Genomic DNA, 25,016 nt, shown 5'->3' on the forward strand with positions numbered 1-25,016 from the left:
GCAAAAGCGTTACGGCGCCTTCAGCGATTCAGGTACTCGGCGGTGGACACCACTTCGGCGTAGGCGAACGCCAGGGCTGCCATGTAGGCCGCGTGCACCTGGGCTGCCGGAACCTTCACGCCGTTGAACTCCAGGTCCAGCGTGGCGCAGGCGTCGTGCAGCACGGTCACCGGGTAGCCGAAGTCGGCGGCGGCGCGGGTGGCGCCGTCCACGCACATGTGGCTCATGTGGCCGACGATCACCAGCGATTCGATGCCGTGCTGGTCGAGGATGGCCTTCAGGTCGGTGCCGCGGAAGGAGTTGACGAAGTGCTTGAGCACCACCGGCTCGCCGGGCAGATTGGCGACCTTGCCGTGGATCTTCGCGCCGTCGCTGCCGGGGGTGAAGAACGGCGCGTCGTTGCTTTCGAACTCATGGCGGATGTGCACCACCAGATCGCCGCGCTCGCGGAAGGCGGCCAGCACCTTGGCGGCCTGGTCGGCGGCGGCTTCGATGCCGACCAGCGGCCACTTGCCGGAAGGGAAGTAGTCGTTCTGGATATCCACTAGGATGAGCGCTTGCTTGGCCATTTCCGAGTTCCTTTTCTTGAGTGTCGAGTGGGGTGGAAGTGGGACCAGTATGGTTCGCCGCGCACCGGGCGGGGATCAGGCGGAACGACAATAAGCGGGGGAAAACTGACAATGGCTGTGGAACGAAGCGTCGTCGAGATCGGGTTGCTGCTCTATCCCGGCGTGCAGACGGCGGCGCTGCACGGGCTCACCGACCTGTTCGCGGTGGCCGAGCGGATCGCCGGCGAAGAGGCCGCGCAGCAGCTACCGGCGTTGCGCATCAGCCACTGGTCCGGCGAGGGTGGTGGTGAACCGCGGCGCGTCTTTGATTCGCATCCAGGTGCTGACAGCCGGCTGGTTGCCGTGCTCGTCCCGCCGTCGCTGTTCGGCCTGCCGGATGCCACGCCCTTGCGCAACCTCACAGACTGGCTCGCTGCACGCCATGGCGAGGGCGCCATCGTCGGCTCGGTGTGTATCGGCGGCCTGCTGGTGGCCGAGGCCGGGCTGCTCGACGGGCGCAGTGCCACGGCCCACTGGAGCGGCGCCGAAGCCTTCGCCCAACGCTTCCCACGGGTGCGCCTGGAGCCGCACAAGCCGATGGTGGACGACGGCGACCTGATCACCTCCGCCGGGCTGATGGCCTGGTCCGAGCTGGGCCTGCGCATCGTCGATCGCCTGCTCGGCCCGAGCATCGCCAGCCGCACCGCGCGTTTTCTCGTGGTGGAGCACAGCGACAGCGCCCAGCAATGCGGCAGCAACTTCGCGCCGCTGCTGGGCCACGGCGACGCCGCCATCCTCAAGGTGCAGCACTGGCTGCAGGGCAACGGCGCGGTGGATGTGAGCCTTGCCGCCATGGCCGCCCAGGCCGGGCTGGAGGAGCGCACCTTCCTGCGCCGCTTCCGCGCCGCCACCGGCCTCAAGCCCACCGAATACTGCCAGCACCTGCGGGTGGGCAAGGCGCGCGAGCTGCTGGAATTCACCAACGGCACGGTGGACCACATCGCCTACACGGTCGGCTACCTCGATCCGGGGTCGTTCCGCAGCACCTTCCGCAAGATCACCGGGATGGCGCCGAGCGATTACCGCAAGCGGTTCGGGGTGAAAGCGGCGGAAGTACCCGTCAAAAGCTGATCAAATCCAGCGATCATTCTCCGCCGTGCGCTCGCCACCCTCGTCGCCGGTATTCAGCACGCCGCGCGGTTCGATCAGCATCAGCTGCACCTCCCGCTCGGCGTAGGGCTTGTGCTCCACGCCGCGGGGCACCACGTACAGCTCGCCGGCGCGCAGGGTCAGCGGGCCGTCGCGGAAGTCGATGCGCAGCTCGCCGTCGAGCACGATGAAGGTCTCGTCGGTGTCGGCGTGGCTGTGCCAGACGAAGTCGCCGTACAGCTTCACTACCTTGAACTGGTAGTCGTTCATCTCGGCGATCACCCGTGGCTGCCAGGTCTCGGTGATGCGCGAAAGCTTGTCCTGCAGGTTGATCGGTTGGCGTTCGGTCACGGTGTTTATCTCTTCTGATGGAGGTTGCCAGAAGCTACGGTGGCGGCCGCGAACGGTCTTGCAGGAAATTGCGCTTCGATGTGCCCGCCACTGCTGGTCGCCCCAGCGACGAGGAGCGAAAGACGGGCGACTATGCTGGAAACATTGCGCCCGTTCCGTCCTGGAGATCGCCATGTCCACGCCCGCTCCCCTTGCCCGTCCCAGCGTTATTCCCTGCCTGCGCTACCGCGATGCGCCCCAGGCCATCGACTGGCTGTGTGCAACCTTCGGATTCCAGCGGCAACTGGTGGTCGCCGATGACCACGGCGGCATCGCCCACGCGCAGCTGGCGCTGGAAGACGGCAGCGGACTGGTGATGCTCGGCTCGCTGCACGACAACGAGTACGGCCGGCTGATGCGCCAGCCCGACGAGATCGGTGGCTGCACCCAGAGCATCTACGTGGTGGTGAAGGATGCCGAGGCGCTGTACCGCGCGGCGGTGGATGGCGGCGCGCAGATCGTCATCGACATCAAGGACGAGGACTACGGCGGCCAGGGCTTCACCTGTCGTGATCCGGAAGGGCATATCTGGAGCTTCGGCACCTACGATCCCTGGCACTGACCGCGCTCGCCAGGGCCATATCCGCAACATCCTGCCAACCCCCGCGCTTGACGCTGCCAACCGTCGAATGTTCAGATGCGCCCCGTTTCAGGTGCCCCCCGCCGCCGTGCGTGGGGTGAAACGGGAAGCCGGTGCGTCGCCTTCGTGCGATCAGTCCGGCGCTGCCCCCGCAACGGTAAGCGAGCGAAACATCCACTAGGCCACTGTGCTCAGGCATGGGAAGGCGGATGTTTCATGACCCTCGCAAGCCCGGAGACCGGCCTGGAACCTGTTTGGCAAACCCGCGGTGGGCGGGCGTGAGCCGGTTTCCGGGGCGCGCTCGTTCCGGGCCTCGCTGCGCCGCCTGCGAAATCCTGATTTCGAGGCGATCACCTTGCAACTTCCTCTGCTCCTGAACCGGCGCGTCCTGCGCTGGAGTCCCGTTCTACCTCTCTGTGTCTTCGGCTCGCACCTGGCGGCGGCACCGCTGGACCTGGCCGACGAAATCGTCAGCGCGCCCTCGGTGGAGTCCACCACCGTCTCCGACATGGCCCGCTTCGGCAGCAAGCTGGAGGTCATCGACCGCCAGCAGATCGAACGCGCCGGCCCCAGCGCCGACATCACCCGCGTCCTGCAGATGTACGTGCCCGGCCTGTTCGTCGCGCCGAAGAACGGCCCGTTCGACTACGGCACCTACTCGCTGCTGGGCGGCCGCAACGACGACACGCTGATCCTGCTGGACGGCGTACGGCTGAACAACCGCCTGTATGGCGGCATCTACATCGACACCCTGCCGACCACCGCGGTGGAGCGCATCGAGGTGCTCAAGGGTGGCCAGGGCCTGCTGTTCGGCACCCAGGCGGTGTCCGGGGTGATCAACATCGTCACCCGCAGCGCGCGCAGCCGTGAGGCCTCCGGCGAAGTGAACCTGGGCCTGGACACCTTCAAGGGCCGCAGCGGCGATGCCCGCGCCGAGAAGATCGTGCAGAACGGCCTGGGCGATCTCGGCCTGATGGCCTACGTCAGCCACAACCGCTCCGACGGTTACCAGCCGTTCCGCGACCGCGACATGACCGACACAGTGAGCGACAAGCGCCGCTCCTACGACGTCAACGTGTTCGGCGCCAAGGCCATCCAGGCCATCGGCGCCGCCTCGCGCCTGGAGCTGTTCTACCAGTACGCCGACGCCGAACTGGACTTCGCCCGGCCGACCTCCAACCACCACACCAGCAACAACCGCGTGCAGCAGATCGCCACGGCGACCTTCCAGCAGAGTGTCAGCGACGATTTCAGCTGGTTCGCCAAGACCCACATCAACGACTGGGACACCCGCTACGACCGCGTCTACAACCTGCAGGGCGGCGGCACCCAGGTGCTCAACCACAACGATTACTGGGGCTTCACCGACTGGGGCGCGCAGCTCGAAGGCAAGGCGCGTTTGGGTGGTGGCCACGAGCTGGTCTTCGGCAGCGACAACCAGTGGTACAAGGGCCAGGACGATGTGCTGATCATCGACAACGACAAGGCCGAATCCCACGCGCTGTACGCCCAGCTGCGACCGAACATCGAGGCACTGCCCGACTGGCACCCGAGCCTGGGTGTGCGCCGCGAGGAAATCTCCGGCGGCGAGGGCGCCACCGTGTGGATGCTCACTTCGCTCTACGACCTCACCGAGCAGCTCAAGCTGCGCGGCCAGTTCGGCACCGCCTTCAAGCTGCCCACCGCCGAGCAGCTGTTCGTCAACGAGCCGGGCGACGAAGTGGGCAACCGCGACCTCAAGCCCGAGCGCAGCCGCAACGCCGAGCTGGGCCTGGACTACACCGGCGCGCTGTTGGAGCAGCCGTGGAGCGGCAGCGTCACCCTGTTCCGCCGCAAGATCACCGACCTCATCAGCCTGGCCGGTGACCAGTGGGTGAACGGCAATGGCGAGATCGAGGTACGCGGCGTCGAAGCCAACGGCCAGTGGCAGTTCGGTCGGCACTGGCAGGTGTCCGCCGATGCCACGCGCAACCTGGTGGACAGCCGCGAGGGCGTGACGGTGAACAACATCCCGCACTTCTTCACCCGCGTGCGACTGGGCTATGACGACGACCTCTGGGGCGCCGGCCTGGCCACGCGTTATGTCGGCTCCATCGTCAGCGCCCAGGACGACGACTACGGCCATTACACCGTGCTCGACGGCGATGCCTACCGCTACCTCGACGTCGCCCATGCCCATCGCCTGAGCCTGCTGCTGGAGAACCTGCTGGACCGCGACTACGCCACCGGCCGCACCAGCAACGGCATCCGCCAGGTGGACAACCTCGGCCGGCCGCGCACCGCCGAGCTGCGCTACACCTTCAGCTTCTGATGCGCACCATCCTGCTGGTCGGCCCGCTGGCCGGCGCCCAGGGCGAGCGCCTGCACCGCGAGGTGTCGGCGCGTCACGCCGGTGTCGAGTCCGTCGACACCGGCGAGGGCTTCGAGACGCTCTGGGCGCGGCTGCGCGAGGTGTTGGCAGACGGCGCCGAGCTGCTGCTGGTTGATCTGGAGCCGACTGCCGACGGGGCCTATCTCGACTGGCTGCGCGCCGAGCTGGCCGCGCTGTGGGAAGAACATCCCCAGGCGCTGCCACCGAAGGTGACCGCCTCCGCGCTCGGCCGCCGCGGGCTGGACGCGATAGCAGTACTGGCGGCTATCGGTGATCCGGCGCAGCAGCTGGATTGCCAGGGCGTCGGCGCGGTGCCGTCGCAGCCGGACTGGTCGGCGCCGCCGCCGCATCGGCACCATCTGTTCCTCTGCACTGGGCCGCGCTGCGTGCGGCGCGGAGCATTGCCATTGTGGAAGACCTTGCGCCGCGAGCTGATCCGCCACGACCTCTACGAGAACGCCGAGGGCGCGTTGCTGACCCGCACCGGCTGCCAGTTTCCCTGCAATCGCGGGCCGCTGCTGACGGTGTATCCCGAGCGGGTCTGGTATGGCCTGCGCAACGATGAGCAGGTCTGCCGGGTGGTGGTGGAGCATCTGCGTGATGGTGTGCCGGTGGCAGAATTGCGGGTGGACGAGCCATGACGCGCACGTTTTTCGTAGGATCGAGGGGGACGCCCCAGTCCTTGCTCGCGAACCGCTTGATGCCTGGGGTGCCTGGGAGGGTTCGCGAGCAATGACTAGGCGTCCCCCTCGTTCCTACAGGCTAACCCTGGGGCTCACGGTGGCGCTGATGCTGAGCCTGGCGACGGCCTCTGCGCAGGACTACCGCAACTGCGCCCAGACCTGGAGCATCGACCATCCGCCGCAACGCATCCTCGCCCTCAACCAGCACGCGGCTGATCTGTTGCTGGCGCTGGGCGTAGGGAAGCGGCTGATCGGCGTCGCCTACATCGATGATGATCTGGACATTGCCGATGGCCGCTATCGCGGCGTGCCGTTGCTGTCACGCCAGTATCCATCGGCCGAAGCGGTCTACGCGCAGCGGCCGGACCTGGTGGTGGCCGGCTTCGCCTCGGCCTTCCGCCTGGGCAACCTGTCCCGCGAGGAACTGGGCGAGCATGGCGTCGCCAGCTACCTGCTGGATGCCGGCTGTGGGGTTTGGCAGAACGATCTGTTCGCAGGCGTCGAGACCGACCTGCAGACCCTGGGCGATATGCTCGGCGAGACGAAGCGGGCGCAGCAACTGATCCGCCGGCAACGCGCCGAACTGGCCGAAGCACGCCGCCTTTTCGTCGGGAGCAAGCCGCTGGAAGTCTTCTACCTCGACAGCGCCAGCAACGGACTGGAGAGCCAGGGGCGGCGCGGTGTGGTGACCCAACTGTTGCACGCTGCCGGCGCGCACAACCTGTTCGAGGACGTCGACCTGGGCGGCTTCACCGCCAGCACCGAACAACTGCTGGCGCGCGACCCGGACGTGATCCTGCTGGCCGATGCGCTGTGGTCCACGGCCGCGCAGAAAGTCCGCACGCTGCGCGCCGATCCAGTGCTCTCCCAGCTACGCGCAGTGCGCGAAGGGCGCTTCGTGGCGCTGCCGTTCACCCACCTGTTCCCCGGCGTACACAGTGGCGAGGCTGCCCGCGAACTGGCACAGGCGCTGGAAGGTTTCTGAAAGGGAAACGGCTCGTCTGTTCGCTCGCCACTGCTCCTACCCAAGCACCGGAGCCCGTGTTAGAAACGCCCATCGATTATTCGGAGGCTGTCATGGGCAAGTTGCGCGTTGGGGTGATTTTCGGTGGGCGTTCGGCGGAACACGAGGTGTCCCTGCAATCGGCGAAGAACATCGTCGATGCCCTGGACCGCGAGCGCTTCGAGCCGGTGCTGATCGGTATCGACAAGGACGGCCGCTGGCACCTCAACGATGCCTCCGACTACCTGCTCAACCAGGAAAACCCCGCGCTGATCGCCCTCAACCGCTCCAACCGCGAACTCGCCGTGGTGCCGGGCAAGGCCGAGCAGCAACTGGTGGAAACCGGCAGCCGCCAGCTGCTCGATCATGTCGACGTGATCTTCCCCATCGTCCACGGCACCCAGGGCGAGGACGGCTGTCTGCAGGGCCTGCTGCGCATGGCCGACATTCCTTTCGTCGGCTCCGACGTGCTCGGTTCGGCGATCTGCATGGACAAGGATGTGAGCAAGCGCCTGCTGCGCGACGCCGGTATCGCCATCACCCCGTTCATCAGCCTGAATCGCGCCAGCGCCGCGCGCACGCCGTTTGCCGAAGCGCAGCGCAAGCTCGGCCTGCCGCTGTTCATCAAGCCGGCGAACATGGGCTCCTCGGTGGGCGTGAGCAAGGTCGAGGACCAGGCCGCCTATGACGAAGCCGTGCGTCTGGCGCTGGCCTTCGACGACAAGGTGCTGGTGGAGGCCGCCGTGCAGGGCCGCGAGATCGAGTGCGCGGTGCTGGGCAACGAGCAACCGATCGCCAGCGGCTGCGGCGAGATCGTCGTCGGCAGCGGCTTCTACTCCTACGACAGCAAGTACATCGACGAGGACGCGGCCAAGGTCGTGGTGCCGGCGGATATTCCGGCCGAGGCCAGCGAGCGCATCCGCCAGCTCGCCGTGGACGCCTTCGTCGCCCTGGAGTGCTCCGGGCTGGCGCGGGTCGATGTGTTCCTCACCGAGACGGGCGAGGTGCTGATCAACGAGCTGAACTCGCTGCCCGGCTTCACCCGCATCAGCATGTACCCCAAGCTCTGGCAGGCCGCCGGGATGACCTACAGCGAGCTGGTCAGCCGCCTGATCGACCTGGCCATCGAGCGCCACGCCGCGCGGCGCAATCTGCAGACCAACCGCTGATCGACCACCCGGCTCCGGCTTCTGCGCTACCCTGTGTGCCCGTCGCCCGGTTTCGGGCGGCTGGCCCCGTGTCCCCAACACAAGCGCAAGAAGGAGCACGAGATGAACACTGTGGTATTCGCCGACGGCACCGCCGTTCCCGCCATCGGCCAGGGCACCTGGCGCATGGGCGAAGACAGCTTCCAGCGCAAGCGCGAGGTCGCCGCCCTGCGTGAAGGCGTCGAGCGCGGCCTGACCCTGATCGACACCGCCGAGATGTACGGCGAGGGCGGTTCGGAAGAGGTGGTCGGCGAGGCGCTGGTCGGCCTGCGCGACCAGGTCTTCCTGGTCAGCAAGGTCTACCCGCACAACGCCAGCCGCCGCGGCATCCCCGAAGCCTGCGAGCGCAGTCTGCGGCGCCTGGGCACCGACTGCCTGGACCTCTACCTGCTGCACTGGCGCGGCCAGTATCCGCTGGAGGAAACCGTCGACGCCTTCGAGCGCCTGCGCGAAGCCGGCAAGATCAAGCGCTGGGGTGTGTCCAATTTCGATCTCGACGACCTGCAGGAGCTGAACGAACCGGCCTGCGCCAGCAACCAGGTGCAATACAGCCTGGAGGAGCGCGGCATCGAGTGGGACCTGCTGCCCTGGTGCCAGGAGGAGCGCATGCCGCTCATGGCGTACTGCCCGGTAGGCCAAGGCGGCAAGCTGCTGCGCCACCGCGTGCTGGCCGATATTGCCGGCCGCCACGACGCCACCCCGGCGCGCGTGGCGTTGGCCTGGCTGATCCACCAGCCGGGCGTGATCGCCATCCCCAAGGCCGTCGAGCCGCTGCATGTGCGTGACAACGCCGCCGCACTGGAGCTGCGCCTGACACCCGAGGACCTCGAAGCCCTCGACGCCGCCTTCCCGCCGCCGACGCGCAAACGGCACCTGGCGGTGGTCTGAACCCGACACCCCGGTCGTCGCGCGCCAGGGCGCGACCGGGGTGCGGTGCTAGCCTTGCCCCATGGATCACCGACCGGGGAGGGCTGCAGCGATGGGCAACTACACGGCGGACAGCGCCGCCATCAACCGCGTGCTGACGGAGTACGTCGAGGGCATGACCTTCGGCGACGAGTCGCGCCTGCGCCAGGCCTTCCATCCGTCCTGCCGGATCATCGGCAACTACCACGGCGCGCTGGAGTGGGCGTCGCTGGACGAGTTCATCGCTGCGATCAAGGCCGAGTCGCCGCCCAGTGACGGCGCGCCACCGGTGTGGGAACTCAAATCGCTGGATGTCACCGGCGACAGTGCGATAGCCAAGGTCACCGACGAGTTCATGGGCCTGCACTTCACCGACTACCTGTCGCTGCTGCAGATCGGCAACGGCTGGCAGATCGTCAACAAGCTCTACTACCTGCACGACTGACGTGGAACGCATTGCCCTGCGTGGCACGCCGGAAACCCTGCTGATCACCCTCTACGCCAAGGCGAAGGAGAGCGAGCTGCCCGACAGCCTGCTGCGTGATCATTTCTCGCGGCAGGCCGTGGCGCAGATCGACTACGACTTCGCCCGCCTGCGCATCGGCCGTGCCGAACAGGTGGGCATCGCGCTGCGGGCCAAGCTGTTCGACGACTGGGTACGCGACTTCCTTGCCCGCCATCCTTCCTGCGTGGTGCTGCAACTGGGCTGCGGGCTGGATAGCCGGGTATTTCGCATCGATCCGCCCTCCGGCGTGCAGTGGTTCGAGGTGGACTTTCCCCAGGTGATCGCCCTGCGCGAAAAGCTGTATCCGCCGCGGGAGAACTGTCACCTGCTGGCGACTCCGCTGACCGCGCCGGACTGGTGGCGTGCGGTGCCGACCGGGAGACCGGTGCTGCTGGTGGCCGAGGGCGTGCTGCCCTATATCGAGACCGAGGAGGTGTTCTGGCTGCTGCGCTCGCTGACCGCCCACTTCGGCGGCGGCGAGCTGCTCTTCGACGGCTACAGCCGCCTGGGCATCCGCCTGCTGCAGTGGAACCCGATGATCCGCCGCACCGGCGCCGTGCTGCATTGGGGTATCGACGAGCCCTGGGAGCTGGAGCAGCAGGTGCCGGCCCTGCGCTTCAGCGAGGCCATCGCGGCCTACGACCGCGAGCAGATCGCCCGGCTTTCGCTGGGCATGCGCCTGCTCTACGAGATCACCCTGGCCATCCCGGCGCTGCGTCGCATGGGCCGTTTGCTGCGTTATCGCTTCGGCGCCTGATGGCTGCGCGCTGGTACGGCTGCTTTACTGAGGCATTCGTGAGAACCAGGCGCAGGAGTCGTGCGATGAAGCTCGAACCGCTGATGGAGATGAACGTGAAGGCCAGCGTACCGCTGGAGATCGGTCGCGTCCCGCAGGGGCAGCGACTGATCTCGGCAGCCGGCGGCGGCACCTTCAAGGGCCGGCGCCTGAGCGGCGAGGTGCTGCCCGGCGGCGGCGACTGGATCCTGGTGGACAGCGACGGCGGCTGGCACCTGGAAGTGCGCCTGGTGCTGCGCACCGACGACGGCGCGCGTATCCTGATGCAGCACAACGGGCTGCTGGTGGCCAATCCGAAGATCATCCACGCGGTCTCGCGGGGCGACAGCACCGAGTTCGGCGATACCTATTTCATGATCCAGCCACGCTTCGAAGTGGGCGATGAGCGCTACCGCTGGCTCAACCACCAGTTGGCGGTGGGCGAGGGGCGGCTGGGGCCGGGCTGGGTCGAATACCGTTTGTACTCACTCGCCAATGGATGAGCGATGAAGCACAGGACTTGTCACACAGCACGGGCACAGTTGGCGCATCAGGGAACTGGAGACGACGCCATGGCTCTGCCCCCTTTCATGCAGCCCGACGACAAGGTCGTGCTGTTCGACGGCACCTGCCGGCTGTGCAACGGCTGGAGCCGCTTTCTCCTGCGCCACGACCGCGAACGCCGGATCAAGCTGTGCAGCGTGCAGTCCGCCGAAGGCCAGGCGATCCTCGACTGGTTCGGCCTGCCCACCGAATACTTCGACACCATGCTCTACGTCGATGGCCGCCAGGGCTTCGAGCGCAGCGACGCCTTCCTGCGGGTGGTCGGTCAGTTGCCGGCACCGTGGCACTGGTTGCGGGTGCTCTGGCTGATCCCCCGGCCGCTGCGTGACTGGGGCTACGACCGCATTGCGCTCAACCGCTATCGCCTGTTCGGCCGCGAAGAGAGTTGCCTGGTGCCGTCGCCGCAGTACCGTGGGCGCTTCCTCGGCAATGACTAGCGCGGCCATTGCGCGCCTGGCGCTGGGCCTGGTGTTTCTCTACCACGGGCTGGTGCCCAAGCTGCTGTTCCTCAGCCCGGATGAAGTGCGGATGATCGAGGCCCACGACTGGCCGCTGTCGACCCTGCGCATCGCCCAGGTTGCCGGTGCCGTGGAGATCGTCCTGGCCTTGGCCATCCTGCTGCTGCGCCGCAGCCGCTGGCCGTTGTGGCTGGCCGCGGCCGCGCTGCTGGGGCTGCTGGTGGACGTGGCGCTGTTCGCTCCCGAACTGCTGCTGGGCGCCTTCAATCCGGTGTCCACCAACATCGCCGCCCTGGCCCTGTGCGCCATCGCCCTGCTGGGCGAACGAGGCGCGCACGCGTCGCGCCCCTTCTCCTCGCGTTAGAAGCTCTTCGACACGCTGGCCACCACCGTGGCCGTGCACACGTCGCCGAAGCCGTACTGCGTGCGGCATTCGTTCTGCGACAGGTCGGTATCGATGTAGCTCACCGCCCAGTCCAGGCCCACCAGTTCGTGGCTCAGCTTGGCCTCCCATTCGTGGTAGGTGTCGCGGGTACTGCCATCGCCGGAGAGGTAGAGCGGGTCCTTGGCGTCGTTGCGGCCATAGCGCACGCGCAGCTTGAACTCCGCCGGCAGCTCGGCGTTGTAGGCCAGGTAGGTGTAGAGGTTGGCCTGGTCCTCGCCGAAATAGGTGGGGTAGTCCTTGCCGTAGTACGCGCCCACCTCGAAGCCGTAGGCGTGCAGGATGGCGTAGGTGTCGCTCTGGTTGAACTGGCTCTCCTTGGGATAGGCGTACTTGATGTAGCCCAGGTCCAGGGCGATGCCGTCGTTGGCCTGCCAGTAGAAACCGCCGTAGTAGTCCACTTCCTGGCGGGTCTTGAAGTCGGCGCCGAAATCGACGTTGGAGGTCCAGACGCCCAGGTAGGCGCCCGAGGCGTGCTGCAGCGTGGCGCCGACCTGGGCGGTCGGGTCGCCCTGGGTCTGGGAGATGCCGCGGGTGCGGTAGTCGCTGGCCACGGTGGCGTCGATCTGCACGGCGAAGCCATGGCCCAGGTCGACGGCCAGGGCGGAGGAGAGCGGGGCGCAGGCGAGCAGCGCGCCGACCAGCCAGTTGGGGCGATTCATACGGGGAGTCCCTTTGTTGTGATTGTCTGTGGGCAGAAGAAAAATCCCGCGCAGCACCGGCCCTCCGGCTTTGCCGAGGAGCTTTCAGGGAGGGCTGGGCTGGCGGGCAGGGCGCCGGGGGTGTTCACGCCCCGGCGCAGGAGCCCGGCTCCTTACAGAGCCGGTTGATCGTCGGCGCGGTAGACTTCGCGGCCTTCGAACAGGGTGCGCAGTACGCGGGCCTCGTCCAGTTGCTGGTCGGGCACGCTGAACACGTCGCGGTCGAGCACCACCATGTCGGCCTGCTTGCCGGGAGCCAGGGTGCCGATCCTGTCGCCCAGGCCGATGGTCTGCGCGGCGTTGCGGGTGTAGGCGTAGAACATGGTCTGCCGGTCCACGCGCTCGGCGGCGTTGAGCACGCCTTCCTCGCCCTTGCGGGTGACCGCCTGGTAGATGGCCTTCAGCGGGTCGGGGGTGGACACTGGCCAGTCGCTGGCGCCGGCGATGGTGGCGCCGTTGTCCAGCAGCGACTTGGCCGGGTACATGTAGCGGTAGGCCTCGTCGGCGATGTAGGGCTTCACCAGCTCGACGGTGTAGGGCTCGGCGGCGGCCCAGTCGAGCTGCATCGAGGCGATCACGTTGAGCTGCTTGAAGCGCGCGAAGTCCTTGGGGTTGACCAGTTGCAGGTGGGTGATCGAGTGGGTCACGCCGCTCTGCCGGTCCTTGCGCGCCTGGGCGAAGCCGTTGAGCGATTCGCGCACCGCGCGGTCGCCGATGGCGTGGATGTGCACCAACCAGCCACGGGCATCGGCGGCGCTGACCAGCTCGCCGAAGTGCTTCGGATCGATCAGCAGCTCGCCCGGCTTGTGGCTGTTCTTGTACTCCTCCAGCAGCGCGGCGGACTGCGCCGGGAATTCGATCACGCCATCGGCGAAGACCTTGATCCCCGGCAGCGTCAGGTTGGGGATGCCCTGGAACTGCTGGCGCACCTTGTCGATCACGTCCAGGTCGGCCGGGCGGCTCTGCGGATTGACCACCAGCAGCGCGGCGACGTGGGCGGACAGCTCGCCGTTTTTCGCCAGGTCGCGGTACACCGGCAGTACGCCGACGGTCTTCTCGGTGGGCTTGATGTTGAAGATCGGCTCTCCCGGGTTGCCGTTGGCGGCCGGGTCCATCCAGGCGGTGATGCCCAGGCTGTTGTTGTACTTCACCGCGGCGCGGCCGGCGCGGTCCATGACTTCCGGGCTGGCGGCGGGCATGGCGGCGGCCACCAGGTCGAAGCCCGAATCCACCAGGAAGCCGGTGGGGTTGAAGTCCTTGTCGTGGGTGATGTTGCCCTGCTCCAGCGCGCTCAGGCCGCGGACCCGCGTTGCGTCGAGCTTGGCGCGTTCGAGCATGGCGCTGTTGGCCCAGGCGGTGTGGTGGTCGCTGCCGATCAGGATCACCGGCACCTTCGCCCATTCGCCGTGGTTCAGGCGCTGGGCCAGGCCGTCGGCCTGGGACCAGTAGGTGGAGTTCATGCCGTTCATCACCACGGTGTCGCCCACCTTCGCCTTGCCGCTGTCGCGGTCCTGCTTCAGGCGCTTCTCGAAGGCGTCGAGGTCCATCTGCTCGTCCTGCAGGCTGGCGGAGATCAGCTCCAGGCCGCCGAAGATGGAGTGCGAATGGCTGTCGATGAAACCGGGCATCAACACCTTGCCGCCCAGGTCGACCTGCTTGCTGGCGCTGCCGGCGAGCTTGCGGATGTCTTCGTTGGAGCCCACCTGCAGCACCTTGCCGCCGGCCACTGCCACGGCCTGCTGCAAGGGCTGGCCGGGCTCGGCGGTGAAGACCTTGGCGTTGTACAGGATCAGGTCCGCGTTCTGTGCCTGAGCTTCAAAAGTGCCGAGTGCGATGGCGAGCGCCAGCGCGCCCTTGAGCATGCCGTGCATGACTTCCCTCTGCTTTGCGATGGATTATTGTTGGTCTGCGGCGCAGGCTAATGGGGCGCAGGCGTCGGCGGAAGTCGCCAATGGGCATAACACTTGTGAAGGATTGGCACTAATGACGATGGACAGATTCAGCAGCCTGGCGATGTTCGTCGCCAGTGCCGAGACCGGCAGCTTCAGCCGCGCCGCCGAGCAGATGGGCAAGACGCCCTCGGCGGTGACCAAGGCGGTCGGCCAGCTGGAAAACGAAGTCGGCGCGCGCCTGTTCGAGCGCACCACGCGGAGCATGTCGCTCACCGAAGCCGGTCAGCTCTACCTGGATGGCGCCCGCGAGGTGCTGGCGCGGATGCGCGAGACCACCGAGGAAATCGCCCAGCTGCAACACAGCCTGCGCGGCGTGCTGCGCATCACCGGGCCGCTGATCGTCGGTCCGGTGTTCCTCGACCAGGCCTGCGCCGAATTCCTCGACCTGCACCCGGACGTGCGCCTGCAGGTGGACCTCTCCGACAGCTACGTCGACCTGCTCGACGGCCGCTACGACCTGGCCCTGCGCATGGGCAACAGCGACCTGCCGGGGCTGATCGCCCAACCCCTGGCCGAGAGCCGCCTGATCATGTGCGCCAGCCCGGCCTACCTGGCGCGGCGCGGCACTCCGCGGCATCCGAGCGAGATCGTCGACCACGATTGCCTGGTCTACCGCCATCCGGCGCTGGATGATCGCTGGTGGTTCGATGTCGAGGGCGAGCGCTTCTCCACCCCACGCAATGGCCGCCTGAACAGCGATAACCAGGCCGTGCTGCTCACCGCCTGCCTGGCCGGGCACGGCCTGCTGCCGTGCCCGCACTGGAGCGTGCTGGAACACCTGCGCAGCGGACGGCTGGAGACGGTGCTGGACGATTACTTCTTCGAGCCGGATACCTTCGGCGCGCAGATCCTCGCGGTGTACCCGAGCAACCGCCGGGCCACGCGCAAGATTCATGCGTTCATCGAACACCTGCGCGACTACCTGCGGCGCGACGGGATTCTCTGAACGCTCAGCTGTCCGCGCTTTCCAGGCGGTTGCGACCATTGGCCTTGGCCTGGTACAGGGCCTGGTCGGCGCGCTCGAGCAGTTGCGTGAGATCGCAGGTTGGTCCGGCCGAGACCAGCCCGATGCTGACACTGACCCTCAGCTCGCCACCTTCGATATCCAGGCGCAGGTCCTGCAGGCTTTCCCGCAGCCGGTCGAGGAAGTGCCAGGCGGCTTCGGCGTCGGTACTGGGCAACAGGAAAACGAACTCCTCGCCGCCGAAGCGGGCGAACAGATCGGTGCTGCGGGCCTGTCGCCGGCACAGCTCGCTGAACTGGCAGAGGACGCGATCTCCGGCGGCGTGGCCATACTGGTCGTTGATGCGCTTGAAGTGGTCGAGGTCGAGCACTGCCAGGCTCAAGGGCGAGCCGTAGCGCGCGCTGCGGGCCAGCTCGCGTTCGGCCTGGGCCTGGAAGGCCCGGCGGTTGAGCGCGCTGGTCAGCGGATCGAGCGTGGCCAGTTGGCGCAGCTGGTTCTCCAGCGCCTTGTGGTGGCTGACGTCGCGGATTTCCGCAACCCGTTGCCCTCCAGCCAGAGGCTCGATGCTCAGCTCGGCGGCGAAGGTGCTGCCGTCGTCGCGCATGGCGAGGATGTCGTGGGGCTGGCCGTCCGCAGCGGCGAGCAGCTGGTGCAGGTCTTCCTGCGCCTCACGGACGAAGAGTTCGCTGAAATCTTCACCGAGCAGTCGCTCACGGGGCCAGAGCAGCATGCGTTCGAGCATCGGGTTGGCATCCATCACCTTGCCATCGCGCAGCACCAGCATGCCGGCATTGGCGACCTGCATCAGGCGCTCGAAACGCTCGGCACTGGCGGAGGCCTCGCTGGCGTGGCGCTGGCTGTCGGCGAGGATGCGGCGCATGGTCATCAGCGCCATGCCGACCAGCGCGATGACCCACAGCGGCACGCCGAAGTTGTAGGGCAGCAGGTAGCTGAAGGAGCGCGTGACATCGGCGTGTTCGATACCCTGCAGGCCATCGTGCAGGCCGATTGCAGCGCGCGCCAGGGTGACCAGCGCATAGGCGCCCAGCGCCACGGCCACGAAGCGGCGCACCCCGCGCAGCTCGCTTTCACCGGGGGCGCGCAGCAGGACCAGGCTCGCCTGGATCGGCAACAGGCCGCCGATGGTGGCGTAGATGGCGATCAGGTATTCGGAGTTGATCGGCGCAACCCACCAGTGCCAACTGAGCGCCAGGCTCATGGTGGCGGCGCTGGCGGGTACCGTCCACCAGGGCGGCGGCAGGCCGAGGAAGCGGTAGATGCCCAGCATCAGCAGCGCTTCGCCGGCCAGCTGGATGGCGTTGCCGGAGATGTTCAGCAGCTTGTTGCCGCTGGCCATGAAGCCCATGAACAGCAGGATGCCGAGGATCAGCGTCCAGGCGCCGCCCATCCACAGGCCGGGGCCGCGATAGGGACGGGCGAAGTACCAGAGGCCGGTACAGGCGATGGCGCTGGCGAGCATCAGGTTGAGGCCGAGCAGCATCGGCGAGAAGTACAGGGATTCCACGGCCCCAGCCTCCTTGTGTGGTTGCCGCGGATTCTGCCAGCGCTGCCGGTCCTTTGTCAGCGCCCGCTCAGAGCAGCGCCCCGGCCCAGGCCGATACCAGCAGCAGGACTGCCATCAGCTGATTGAGCCGCTGCATCTGTGTCGGCGAAAGCAGGCGCTGGCTACCGATGCCCAGGCCGGCCCAGACCGCCATGCACGGGATCGACACGACAAAGAACAGCAGCGACAGCAGTTGCACGCGGTCAAGTCGATCGGCACCGTGGCCGGCGTACACGCTGATGACCGCCAGGGCCATCATCCAGGTCTTGGGGTTGACCAGTTGCAGCGCGGCGGCGCCGACCAATCCCAGGCGCGCAGCGTCGCGCTCGCTTTCCAGGTCTGCTGGCTGGCTGCGGAAGATCTGCCAGGCCAGCCAGCTCAGCCACAGCACGCCGACCGCACTCATCGCCTGCTGCACGCGCGGCAGGCTGGCCAGCGCTTCGCCCAGGCCGCTGCCCACCGCCAGCACCAGGCCGCTGCCCACCGCCAGCACCAGGGCGGCGGCGGCGCCGCAACCGCCGAGGATGATCGGCAGCGCCGCGCCCCAGCCGAAGCGCGCGCTGTTGCTGAACACCAGCAGGTTGGTCGGGCCCGGTGTGATCGAGGCGACGAAGGCGAAAAGGATGAAGGGCAGCCATTGGCCGAGCTGCGAGAGGTGCATGGCGGGAACTCCGGTGAATCCGTGGGAGTTCATCTTCGCCAGCGCGGCGGGCTCAGTCTGGAAGCTTTGAGCAGCGCTTGCGGTAGTACGCCGGGGTGACGCCATAGGCGCGGCGGAACCAGCGGCCGAGGTGGCTCTGGTCGGCGAAGCCGAGGTCGGCGGCGATATCCGCTGGCGCCAGGCCGCGGCCGAGCAACTGCCGCGCACGGGCCAGGCGCAGCTGGATCAGGTAGGCATGGGGCGGCAGGCCGAAGGCCTGCTTGAAGGCGCGGGTCAGGCGGAAACGGTCGCAACCGGTCGCTCGGGCGAGGTCGTCGAGGCCGATGTCGGCGGTCAGGTTGGCGTGCAGGAAGTCCCGCGCGCGCTGCGCGACCAGCGGCAGGTGCGCCTGCGTGGTGCCGCGCTGGCGCCAGTGCAGGTGCGCGGTCATGCCGTCGAGCAGGTCGTCGATGGCGGTCTGGCGGACGATCTTCAGGTCATTGCCATGCACGGCCTGGAAGGCGTTGTCGATGCGCCGCGCCAGGCGCGGGTCGTCGATCAGCAGCTGCGGTACGCTCAACTGGCAGTTGCCCGGCGCCTGCTCGAACAGCGTGCCGATCTCGCGCTCCAGCCAGGGCGCGTCGAGGTAGAGCATGCGGTAGGTGAAACCGCCTGCGGTGGGTGCGTCGCCATCGTGGATGTCGCCGGGTTCGAGGAAGAACACCTGGCCGGCGGTACTGACGTGGCGCTGGTTGCGGCTGTTGAACTGCTGCACGCCCGACTCGGTGAAGCCGATCAGGTAACTGTCGTGCCAGTGCGGATCGTAGGCGTGGCCCTTGAAGTGCGCGCGCAGGCTCTGGATGCCGGTGTCGGCATCCTGCAGCAGGTCGATCCAGTTGTCCTTGTGCATGGGCCGCCTCCCCATCGCTGCCGCTTGCCCGGTCGGCCAGCATAGCGCGCACAGGGGCGCTGTCTGGAAGATTCGTGCAGCCGCCGATCGGCCGCCTTCCTGGCGACTTCTTGATCCTGCGCAGGAGTGGCGTAGCGTGGCCCGTGTAGAGTTCGCCGGCGACTCGCAGCGCCAGACTGCCAGCGCCCAGGAGCCCCGTGTCATGCCCGAATCGATGAGTTTCAACCGCGCGCTGGTGGAAAAGTACGACCGTCCCGGCCCGCGCTATACCTCCTATCCCACCGCCCCGCAGTTCCACGGCGCGTTTGCCGCCGACGACTACCGCGCGGCGGCGCAGCGCAGCAACCTGAGCAGTGCCGGGCACGCGGCCAAGCCGCTCTCGGTGTACATCCATGTCCCGTTCTGCCAGAGCCTCTGTTACTACTGCGCCTGCAACAAGATCATCACCCGGAAGACCCATCGTGCCGCGCAATACCTGGACTACCTCAAGCGCGAGATCGCCCTGCAGGCGGCGTTGTTCGACGGCACCCGCAAACTCACCCAGCTGCACCTGGGCGGCGGCACGCCGACCTACCTGACCAGCGAGCAACTGGGCGAGGTGATGGACAGCCTGCGCCAGCACTTCAATCTCGACGAGAGTGATAACCACGAGTTCTCCATCGAGGTCGACCCGCGCACCATCAGCCGCGAGCGCATCGCCGAGCTGCGCGCCCAGGGCTTCAACCGCCTGAGCTTCGGCGTGCAGGATTTCGACGAGCAGGTGCAGGAAGCGGTCAACCGTGTGCAGAGCGAGCAGCAGGTGTTCGACCTGGTGGCCGCCGCCCGCGAGGCGAAGTTCAAGTCGGTCTCGGTGGACCTGATCTACGGCCTGCCGCTGCAGACCGTGGAGAGTTTCGATACCACGCTCGCGAAGATCATCGCCCTGCGCCCGGACCGCATCGCCGCCTACAGCTACGCCCACCTGCCAGAGCGGGTGCGCGCGCAGCGGCTGATCCGCCGCGAGGACATGCCGCCGCCCGAGCGCAAGCTGGAGCTTCTGGAGCTGACCATCCGCCGGCTGACCGCGGCGGGTTACGTCTACATCGGCATGGACCATTTCGCCCTGCCCGATGACGAGCTGACCGTGGCCCGCGCCAATGGCAGCCTGCAACGCAACTTCCAGGGCTACTCGACCCACGCCGACTGCGACCTGATCGCCCTGGGTGTGTCGTCCATCAGCAAGGTCGGCGACACCTACGGGCAGAACGTCAAGGAGCTGTCGCAGTACTACGCGCGGCTCGACGCGGGCCTGCTGCCGGTGCACAAGGGCTACCGCCTGAGCGACGACGACCGCCTGCGCCGCGAGGTGATCGGCGCGCTGATGTGCCATGGCCGCGTGGACTACGCACCGCTGGAAGAGGCCCACGGAATCCGCTTCACCGAGTATTTCGCCGATGCGCTGGGGCAACTGCGCGAGCAGGTCGGCGATGGCCTGGTGGAGCTGCATGACGATGCGCTGGTGCTGTTGCCCCAGGGCCAGCTGATGATGCGCAGCGTGGCGATGGCCTTCGACGCCTACCTGGGCGGCGCCCAGGCGGAGCGCTTCTCCCGCACCATCTGAGGCGCGGGCATGAAAAAAGGCGCCTGGGTGGCGCCTTTTTTCGTTGCCGGATCAGCCCGCGGCGGCTTCGAAGCTGTCGCTGCGCGCCATGCGCCAGATGCGCTCGTAGAACTCGCCCTCGATATTGCCCGAGAGCAGCTCGCCGGGTTTGAGGAAGTAGTGCAGGTGCGAGAACAGGCGGATCTCGGTGGCCGAGACGCGGCGCACCAGGTGCTTGGCTTCCAGCTCGGACGGGTGGCGGATGCCGGCGGCGGCGATCATCTCGGCCAGGCCCTTGAGGGTGTTGCGGTGGAAGCTGTAGACCCGCTCGGCCTTGTCCGGCACCACCAGCGCGCGCTGGCGCAACGGGTCCTGGGTGGCGACCCCGGTCGGGCACTTGTTGGTGTGGCAGGACTGCGACTGGATGCAGCCGATGGCGAACATGAAGCCGCGCGCCGAGTTGGCCCAGTCGGCGCCCATGGCCAGCACGCTGGCGATGTCGAAGGCGCTGACGATCTTGCCGCTGGCGCCGATGCGGATCTTGTCGCGCAGGCCCAGGCCGACCAGGGTGTTGTGGACGAACAGCAGGCCTTCGCGCATCGGCAGGCCCATGTGGTCGGTGAACTCCAGGGGCGCGGCGCCGGTGCCGCCTTCCTTGCCGTCGACGACGATGAAGTCGGGGAGGATGCCGGTCTCGTGCATGGCCTTGGCGATGCCCATGAATTCCCACGGGTGGCCGATGCACAGCTTGAAGCCGACCGGCTTGCCGCCGGACAGCTCACGCAGCTGGACGATGAAGTCGAGCAGGCCCTTGGGCGTGCTGAAGGCGCTGTGCGAGGACGGCGAGATGCAGTCCTGGCCCATGGGCACGCCACGGGTGGCGGCGATTTCCGGGGTCACCTTGTGCTTGGGCAGGATGCCGCCGTGGCCGGGCTTGGCGCCCTGGCTGAGCTTGATCTCGATCATCTTCACCTGCGGATCGACCGCCTGCTTGGCGAAGCGCTCGGTGCTGAAGCTGCCGTCGTCGTTGCGGCAGCCGAAGTAGCCGCTGCCCAGTTCCCAGGTCAGGTCGCCGCCGTATTCGCGGTGGTAGGGGCTGATGCTGCCCTCGCCGGTGTCATGGATGAAACCGCCGAGCTTGGCGCCCTTGTTCAGCGCGCGGATAGCGTTGGCGCTGAGCGAGCCGAAGCTCATCGCCGAGATGTTGAACACCGAGATCGAGTAGGGCTGCTGGCACTCCGGGCCGCCGACAGTGACGCGGAAGGTGCAGGGATCGGCCACCGGCGCCGGGCGGATGGAGTGGGCGATGAACTCGAAGCCGGCCTGGTAGACGTCGATCAGCGTGCCGAACGGCTTGTCGGCGGTCTCGTTCTTCGCCCGCGAGTACACCAGCGCGCGCTGGGCGCGGGAGAAGGGCAGGGCTTCCTGGTCGCCTTCGAGCAGGTACTGGCGGATTTCCGGGCGGATGGCTTCCACCAGGTAGCGGATGTTGCCCAGGATCGGGTAGTTGCGCCGCACGGCATGGCGCTCCTGCAGCAGGTCGAACACCCCGAGCACGCTCAGGGCCAGGGTCAGCAGGGTGAAGGGCCAGACCCAGTCATGCCCGAGGAAGGGCAGGCTGAGCAGGGTGAACAGGACGCACACGGCGAAAAAGGCATAGCGGCTGAGCAGCGACAGGTTCATGGAATCTCCAGTCGTCGGGCTTATCACGGTCAGGTTGGCCGAAAGGGCCGCCACAGAGGATGGCAGGCATTGCGCGAACGTGCCTGGGCAGAGGTCAAGGCGGCGGGCTTTCGGAAGTTTTTCTGGTTATGGGGGCTGTGACGGTAGCCCGATGGGATAATAAATGAAAGCTAGCTAACTATTTTCTTCGGGGTTGAGAATGCTTGTTTCGGGTGGTGCAAGAAATAGCCGCGCGATTCTCTGCGGCTACGAAGATATCTTTCTGCGACATGGTTGATTTCGGTGTCCTGCGCCGCTTCTGCATGTGCTGATGTCTTTTGTTTCGCCCCCTCGGGCGACCTACTTTGGCAAACGCCCCAAAGTAAGCAAAGGTCTTGCCCCTCCATCCGGTTTTTCGCCTAGGCGAAAAATACCCTCGTTGAATCGAAGTTTCAGGGGCACGCCACGACGGGCCATCCCTGGCCCATCGTGGCTCTCGCGACATCCATGTCGCTCAACCCCTGAAACTCCGATCCAACGAGGCCTCCTGAAAGGGGCGGTCCGGTGTGTGCGGATATTTTTCTGGAAAACCAAGGGCCAGAGCACAAGCAGCTCTAATAGGTACGCACCCATCAACAGGCAATCACATTCACCGCCAGCCCGCCCTTCGCCGTTTCCTTGTACTTGTCCATCATGTCGCGGCCGGTATCGCGCAGGGTGTCGATGGCCTTGTCCAGGCTGACCAGGTGCTGACCGTCGCCGCGCAGGGCGAGCTGGGCGGCGTTGATGGCCTTGAGCGAGGCCATGGCGTTGCGTTCGATGCAGGGCACCTGGACCAGCCCGGCCACCGGGTCGCAGGTCAGGCCGAGGTTGTGTTCCAGGCCGATCTCGGCGGCGTTCTCCACCTGTTCCAGGCTGCCGCCCAGCACTTCCGCCAGGCCGCCGGCGGCCATGGCGCAGGCCGAGCCGACCTCGCCCTGGCAACCGACTTCGGCGCCGGAGATGGAGGCGTTGAGCTTGCACAGGATGCCGATGGCGGCGGCGGTCAGCAGGTAGCGCTCGATACCTTCGGCGCTGGCGTTGCCGTCGTAGCGCGCGTAGTAGTGCAGTACCGCCGGGACGATGCCGGCCGCGCCGTTGGTGGGCGCGGTCACCACCCGGCCGCCAGCGGCATTCTCCTCGTTCACCGCCAGTGCCCAGAGGTCCACCCAGTCCAGGGCGCCCAGGGTGGTGGCGATCAGGTTGCCGCTGTCCGCCTCGTTGAGCCGACGGAACAGCATGGGCGCGCGGCGCCGTACCTTGAGGCCGCCGGGTAGCGTGCCTTCGGTTTCCAGGCCGCGGTTCACGCAGGCCTGCATTTCATCCCAGATATGCGCCAGTCCCGTATGGATCTCCTCGTCGCTGCGCAGCGCGCGTTCGTTCGCCCACATCAGGTCGCTGATACGCGGGAAGCCGTGTTCGTGGCACAGGCGCAGCAGCTCTTCGGCGCTGTGGAAGGGGTAGGGCATGGGATTGCCCTGCAGGGCACGGTCGGTGTTGAAGTCCTCCGCGTCCACCACGAAGCCGCCGCCGACCGAGTAGCAGATGCGTTCGGCCAGCAGCTCGCCGTTGTCATCCAGCGCCCGCAGGTGCAGGCCGTTGGGATGGGCGGGCAGGCTGTCGTCGTGGAAGACCAGCTGGCTCGCCGGGTCGAAGTCGATCTCCTGCACGCCGCCCAGGCGCAGGCGATGGCGCAACAGGATGTCATCCACCTGCGGGGCGAGGGCGGTGGGGTCGGCTTCGGCCGGGTCGATACCGAGCAGGCCGATCAGGCAGGCACGGTCGGTTGCGTGGCCCTTGCCGGTGGCGCTGAGGGAGCCGTAGAGGTGTACTTCCACGGCAGTGGTCCGGGAAAGCAGATCGGCGTCACGCAGGCGGTCGACGAACTCGCGGGTGGCGCGCATCGGCCCCACGGTGTGGGAACTGGACGGCCCGACGCCGGGCTTGAACATGTCGAAGACGCTGAGGCTCATGGGGGTTCCTCCTGTCCTCAAGCATGGACCTGTATTAGCAGGAGCGCCGCGCTGATCGACAATGGGCAGTAAGCGCAGGACCTGAAATTCAGGCCGCTTCGGATTTACGCTTCAAACTTTTCGTCCGCAGGTCTGTTGCTGGATAGAATGCCTGCTCTTTGCCCAGCGAGGTGACGCTGGAAATGGCAGATGGAAATCAGATGACCAGCCAAAAAGAACAATTCGAGTTCATCAACGGCACCCGCGGACTTGCAGCCCTGCAAGTTGTGCTCCTTCACTTCTGCGCCCTGTTCTATCCCGCATTTGCGCGCGTTTCCCAGGCGGGAAACTATCCGATCGAGGCTGTGCTCAGCCATACGCCGCTGTTTTTCCTGATCGATGGTTACACGGCGGTATTCATTTTCTTTCTGATGAGCGGCTTCGTCCTGGCTGGCGCTTTCGATAACAAGGTGCGTCAGGTTCCGTCTCAGGTAGCCAAGCGCTTCATTCGTCTTTTCGTCCCGGTCGCCGTCGCGGCTGTGGTTGCGCTGGCGCTGTTTCTCGGCTTCGCGGGCGCCGAGGAACATACGGCTGCCGTCACCGGTTCACCCTGGGCGCAATGGCTGTATCACGTCGATGTATCCATGTCGGCGCTCGTGCGCGAGGTTCTGCTGAGCTCGATGCTGCTGGGGTATGACGGAGTTTCGATCTTCTCGACCTGGGAGTGGGCAGGGTTGCCGCCGTTATCCGCGTCATCCAACGCGCCGCTCTGGACACTTCATATTGAGTTCTGGGGCTCCATGCTGCTGCTCGTCCTCGCGCTGGCGCGCAATCTGCTCCCCCGGTCGATCTTCAGGGGGCTTTTCGTCGGAACTCTGATCTTCACGGGGACAAGTCATTTCACATTGTTCCTGCTGGGTTTTGCCGCCTACCATTCGCGAGCGCTGCTGTTGTCGCAGCGCTTGACGCCAGCCATCGGTTCAGCGGTCTTGCTGGCGGGCGTGCTCATGGCGACGATGCTGGGGACCTGGGCATGCGGATTCCTGTTGCAGTTGCTGGCTCGAGTGACGTTCGCGCAGGCTGCGGACCCGGTACAGTTCCGTGACATGCTGTCCGCCATCGTGATCATGCTGGGTGTCTGCCTGTCACCGTCGTTGCGCCGATTGCTGTCCGCGCGACCGCTGCTGTGGCTTGGCAAGGTATCGTTCAGTCTCTATCTACTGCACTTCCCGATACTGTTCTCGGTAGGTTGCTGGCTCTTCAATAGGCTGTTCGAGCGCTTGCCGATGCCGGCTGCAACGACTCTCACGCTGCTGGCTATCCTGCCGCTGATGCTCGCGTTCGCAAGCTTGTTCGAACGCTTCGTCGACCGCCCGGCCATCAGCCTGTCCAGTCGCGTAGCACGCGCGTTTGGCAGGACAGAATCGCTTCTGCAACGCGCCAACTGAGGCGGTGGTACCGTTTTCTGGCC

At 66.7% G+C, this 25,016-nt stretch carries 24 protein-coding genes and 1 riboswitch; of the genes, 15 read left to right on the plus strand and 9 right to left on the minus strand.

Annotation, left to right across the window (positions count from 1 at the left end; translation table 11 throughout):
* Nucleotides 1–20 precede the first annotated feature (20 nt).
* A complete protein-coding gene (locus HNP46_RS07365; protein WP_184587312.1) occupies nt 21–569 on the minus strand; it encodes a cysteine hydrolase family protein in 549 nt (182 codons plus the stop codon).
* 111 nt (nt 570–680) lie between these two features.
* Between HNP46_RS07365 and HNP46_RS07370 the strand changes: the two genes are divergently transcribed.
* Nucleotides 681–1,679, plus strand: a complete 999-nt coding sequence (locus HNP46_RS07370) for a GlxA family transcriptional regulator (protein WP_184587314.1) — start codon at nt 681–683, stop codon at nt 1,677–1,679.
* Here the strand turns inward: HNP46_RS07370 and HNP46_RS07375 are convergent, their stop codons facing one another.
* On the minus strand, nt 1,680–2,048 hold the full coding sequence (locus HNP46_RS07375) for a cupin domain-containing protein (protein WP_184587317.1): 369 nt from the start codon (nt 2,046–2,048) through the stop codon (nt 1,680–1,682).
* 172 nt (nt 2,049–2,220) lie between these two features.
* Here HNP46_RS07375 and HNP46_RS07380 point away from each other — a divergent pair, with 172 nt between their 5' ends.
* The 11 genes from HNP46_RS07380 to HNP46_RS07430 all read left to right on the plus strand — a co-directional run bounded on the left by HNP46_RS07380 (nt 2,221) and on the right by HNP46_RS07430 (nt 11,504).
* The gene (locus HNP46_RS07380; protein ID WP_184587319.1) at nt 2,221–2,649 is read left to right on the plus strand and encodes a VOC family protein; all 429 of its coding nucleotides are present in this window, start codon (nt 2,221–2,223) and stop codon (nt 2,647–2,649) included.
* A 72-nt stretch (nt 2,650–2,721) separates the two neighbouring features.
* Nucleotides 2,722–2,928: riboswitch (cobalamin riboswitch) on the plus strand.
* A gap of 172 nt (nt 2,929–3,100) precedes the next feature.
* Nucleotides 3,101–4,978, plus strand: coding sequence for a TonB-dependent receptor plug domain-containing protein (locus tag HNP46_RS07385; RefSeq protein WP_260403110.1), 1,878 nt, complete (start codon nt 3,101–3,103; stop codon nt 4,976–4,978).
* Nucleotides 4,978–5,679 (plus strand): (2Fe-2S) ferredoxin domain-containing protein, encoded by a 702-nt coding sequence (locus HNP46_RS07390; protein WP_184587323.1) that lies wholly within the window; start codon nt 4,978–4,980, stop codon nt 5,677–5,679. Before HNP46_RS07385 ends, HNP46_RS07390 begins: the two co-directional genes overlap by 1 nt.
* Before the next feature lie 91 nt (nt 5,680–5,770).
* Nucleotides 5,771–6,706: an ABC transporter substrate-binding protein gene (locus HNP46_RS07395; protein ID WP_260403105.1), complete on the plus strand. Its 936-nt coding sequence runs from the start codon at nt 5,771–5,773 to the stop codon at nt 6,704–6,706.
* 92 nt (nt 6,707–6,798) lie between these two features.
* The gene (gene ddlA / locus HNP46_RS07400; protein ID WP_184587324.1) at nt 6,799–7,893 is read left to right on the plus strand and encodes a D-alanine--D-alanine ligase; all 1,095 of its coding nucleotides are present in this window, start codon (nt 6,799–6,801) and stop codon (nt 7,891–7,893) included.
* A 102-nt stretch (nt 7,894–7,995) separates the two neighbouring features.
* On the plus strand, nt 7,996–8,820 hold the full coding sequence (locus HNP46_RS07405; protein ID WP_184587326.1) for an aldo/keto reductase: 825 nt from the start codon (nt 7,996–7,998) through the stop codon (nt 8,818–8,820).
* Between the two features lie 91 nt (nt 8,821–8,911).
* A complete protein-coding gene (locus HNP46_RS07410; RefSeq protein WP_184587328.1) occupies nt 8,912–9,283 on the plus strand; it encodes a nuclear transport factor 2 family protein in 372 nt (123 codons plus the stop codon).
* 1 nt (nt 9,284) lies between these two features.
* A complete protein-coding gene (locus tag HNP46_RS07415; RefSeq protein WP_184587330.1) occupies nt 9,285–10,100 on the plus strand; it encodes a class I SAM-dependent methyltransferase in 816 nt (271 codons plus the stop codon).
* Nucleotides 10,101–10,165: 65 nt separating this feature from the next.
* Nucleotides 10,166–10,621, plus strand: a complete 456-nt coding sequence (locus tag HNP46_RS07420; RefSeq protein WP_184587332.1) for a DUF3237 domain-containing protein — start codon at nt 10,166–10,168, stop codon at nt 10,619–10,621.
* A gap of 69 nt (nt 10,622–10,690) precedes the next feature.
* Nucleotides 10,691–11,119, plus strand: a complete 429-nt coding sequence (locus HNP46_RS07425; protein WP_184587334.1) for a thiol-disulfide oxidoreductase DCC family protein — start codon at nt 10,691–10,693, stop codon at nt 11,117–11,119.
* A complete protein-coding gene (locus tag HNP46_RS07430) occupies nt 11,112–11,504 on the plus strand; it encodes a DoxX-like family protein (RefSeq protein ID WP_184587336.1) in 393 nt (130 codons plus the stop codon). The genes HNP46_RS07425 and HNP46_RS07430 overlap by 8 nt, the downstream gene beginning before the upstream one ends.
* Here HNP46_RS07430 and HNP46_RS07435 read toward each other — a convergent pair.
* Together HNP46_RS07435 and HNP46_RS07440 are read right to left on the minus strand one after the other, a co-directional pair.
* Complete coding sequence (locus tag HNP46_RS07435; RefSeq protein ID WP_184587338.1) at nt 11,501–12,244, minus strand: TorF family putative porin; 744 nt, start codon at nt 12,242–12,244, stop codon at nt 11,501–11,503. The two genes, HNP46_RS07430 and HNP46_RS07435, sit on opposite strands and share 4 nt — an antisense overlap.
* Before the next feature lie 152 nt (nt 12,245–12,396).
* A complete protein-coding gene (locus HNP46_RS07440; protein WP_184587340.1) occupies nt 12,397–14,154 on the minus strand; it encodes an amidohydrolase in 1,758 nt (585 codons plus the stop codon).
* A 118-nt stretch (nt 14,155–14,272) separates the two neighbouring features.
* Between HNP46_RS07440 and HNP46_RS07445 the strand changes: the two genes are divergently transcribed.
* A complete protein-coding gene (locus HNP46_RS07445; protein ID WP_184587588.1) occupies nt 14,273–15,181 on the plus strand; it encodes a LysR family transcriptional regulator in 909 nt (302 codons plus the stop codon).
* Nucleotides 15,182–15,185: 4 nt separating this feature from the next.
* On the opposite strand, the gene HNP46_RS07450 is transcribed toward HNP46_RS07445, so the two are convergent.
* From HNP46_RS07450 to HNP46_RS07460, 3 genes are all read right to left on the minus strand, one after another.
* The gene (locus HNP46_RS07450) at nt 15,186–16,724 is read right to left on the minus strand and encodes a GGDEF domain-containing protein (RefSeq protein WP_184587342.1); all 1,539 of its coding nucleotides are present in this window, start codon (nt 16,722–16,724) and stop codon (nt 15,186–15,188) included.
* A gap of 67 nt (nt 16,725–16,791) precedes the next feature.
* A complete protein-coding gene (locus HNP46_RS07455; RefSeq protein ID WP_184587344.1) occupies nt 16,792–17,424 on the minus strand; it encodes a LysE family translocator in 633 nt (210 codons plus the stop codon).
* Between the two features lie 52 nt (nt 17,425–17,476).
* Nucleotides 17,477–18,313 (minus strand): AraC family transcriptional regulator, encoded by an 837-nt coding sequence (locus HNP46_RS07460; protein ID WP_184587345.1) that lies wholly within the window; start codon nt 18,311–18,313, stop codon nt 17,477–17,479.
* A 202-nt stretch (nt 18,314–18,515) separates the two neighbouring features.
* Here HNP46_RS07460 and hemN point away from each other — a divergent pair, with 202 nt between their 5' ends.
* Entirely contained in the window at nt 18,516–19,913 is a 1,398-nt protein-coding gene (gene hemN, locus HNP46_RS07465) for an oxygen-independent coproporphyrinogen III oxidase (RefSeq protein ID WP_184587590.1), read from the plus strand.
* 51 nt (nt 19,914–19,964) lie between these two features.
* On the opposite strand, the gene HNP46_RS07470 is transcribed toward hemN, so the two are convergent.
* Together HNP46_RS07470 and HNP46_RS07475 are read right to left on the minus strand one after the other, a co-directional pair.
* A complete protein-coding gene (locus tag HNP46_RS07470) occupies nt 19,965–21,575 on the minus strand; it encodes an FMN-binding glutamate synthase family protein (protein ID WP_184587347.1) in 1,611 nt (536 codons plus the stop codon).
* A 611-nt stretch (nt 21,576–22,186) separates the two neighbouring features.
* Nucleotides 22,187–23,566 (minus strand): L-serine ammonia-lyase, encoded by a 1,380-nt coding sequence (locus tag HNP46_RS07475; RefSeq protein ID WP_184587349.1) that lies wholly within the window; start codon nt 23,564–23,566, stop codon nt 22,187–22,189.
* A 200-nt stretch (nt 23,567–23,766) separates the two neighbouring features.
* Between HNP46_RS07475 and HNP46_RS07480 the strand changes: the two genes are divergently transcribed.
* Nucleotides 23,767–24,993 (plus strand): acyltransferase family protein, encoded by a 1,227-nt coding sequence (locus tag HNP46_RS07480; protein ID WP_184587352.1) that lies wholly within the window; start codon nt 23,767–23,769, stop codon nt 24,991–24,993.
* Nucleotides 24,994–25,016: the final 23 nt, after the last annotated feature.

Source organism: Pseudomonas nitroreducens (assembly GCF_014204515.1).
Lineage (GTDB): Bacteria > Pseudomonadota > Gammaproteobacteria > Pseudomonadales > Pseudomonadaceae > Pseudomonas > Pseudomonas nitritireducens_A.

Excerpts from the sequence above, each read along its gene's own strand:
- HNP46_RS07365 (WP_184587312.1), bottom strand. The coding sequence starts at position 569 with ATGGCCAAGCAAGCGCTCATCCTAGTGGATATCCAGAACGACTACTTC.
- HNP46_RS07370 (WP_184587314.1), top strand. The coding sequence starts at position 681 with ATGGCTGTGGAACGAAGCGTCGTCGAGATCGGGTTGCTGCTCTATCCC.
- HNP46_RS07380 (WP_184587319.1), top strand. The coding sequence starts at position 2,221 with ATGTCCACGCCCGCTCCCCTTGCCCGTCCCAGCGTTATTCCCTGCCTG.
- HNP46_RS07390 (WP_184587323.1), top strand. The coding sequence starts at position 4,978 with ATGCGCACCATCCTGCTGGTCGGCCCGCTGGCCGGCGCCCAGGGCGAG.
- HNP46_RS07395 (WP_260403105.1), top strand. The coding sequence starts at position 5,771 with ATGACTAGGCGTCCCCCTCGTTCCTACAGGCTAACCCTGGGGCTCACG.
- ddlA (WP_184587324.1), top strand. The coding sequence starts at position 6,799 with ATGGGCAAGTTGCGCGTTGGGGTGATTTTCGGTGGGCGTTCGGCGGAA.
- HNP46_RS07405 (WP_184587326.1), top strand. The coding sequence starts at position 7,996 with ATGAACACTGTGGTATTCGCCGACGGCACCGCCGTTCCCGCCATCGGC.
- HNP46_RS07410 (WP_184587328.1), top strand. The coding sequence starts at position 8,912 with ATGGGCAACTACACGGCGGACAGCGCCGCCATCAACCGCGTGCTGACG.
- HNP46_RS07420 (WP_184587332.1), top strand. The coding sequence starts at position 10,166 with ATGAAGCTCGAACCGCTGATGGAGATGAACGTGAAGGCCAGCGTACCG.
- HNP46_RS07425 (WP_184587334.1), top strand. The coding sequence starts at position 10,691 with ATGGCTCTGCCCCCTTTCATGCAGCCCGACGACAAGGTCGTGCTGTTC.
- HNP46_RS07430 (WP_184587336.1), top strand. The coding sequence starts at position 11,112 with ATGACTAGCGCGGCCATTGCGCGCCTGGCGCTGGGCCTGGTGTTTCTC.
- HNP46_RS07435 (WP_184587338.1), bottom strand. The coding sequence starts at position 12,244 with ATGAATCGCCCCAACTGGCTGGTCGGCGCGCTGCTCGCCTGCGCCCCG.
- HNP46_RS07440 (WP_184587340.1), bottom strand. The coding sequence starts at position 14,154 with ATGCACGGCATGCTCAAGGGCGCGCTGGCGCTCGCCATCGCACTCGGC.
- HNP46_RS07445 (WP_184587588.1), top strand. The coding sequence starts at position 14,273 with ATGGACAGATTCAGCAGCCTGGCGATGTTCGTCGCCAGTGCCGAGACC.
- HNP46_RS07455 (WP_184587344.1), bottom strand. The coding sequence starts at position 17,424 with ATGCACCTCTCGCAGCTCGGCCAATGGCTGCCCTTCATCCTTTTCGCC.
- HNP46_RS07460 (WP_184587345.1), bottom strand. The coding sequence starts at position 18,313 with ATGCACAAGGACAACTGGATCGACCTGCTGCAGGATGCCGACACCGGC.
- hemN (WP_184587590.1), top strand. The coding sequence starts at position 18,516 with ATGCCCGAATCGATGAGTTTCAACCGCGCGCTGGTGGAAAAGTACGAC.
- HNP46_RS07470 (WP_184587347.1), bottom strand. The coding sequence starts at position 21,575 with ATGAACCTGTCGCTGCTCAGCCGCTATGCCTTTTTCGCCGTGTGCGTC.
- HNP46_RS07475 (WP_184587349.1), bottom strand. The coding sequence starts at position 23,566 with ATGAGCCTCAGCGTCTTCGACATGTTCAAGCCCGGCGTCGGGCCGTCC.
- HNP46_RS07480 (WP_184587352.1), top strand. The coding sequence starts at position 23,767 with ATGACCAGCCAAAAAGAACAATTCGAGTTCATCAACGGCACCCGCGGA.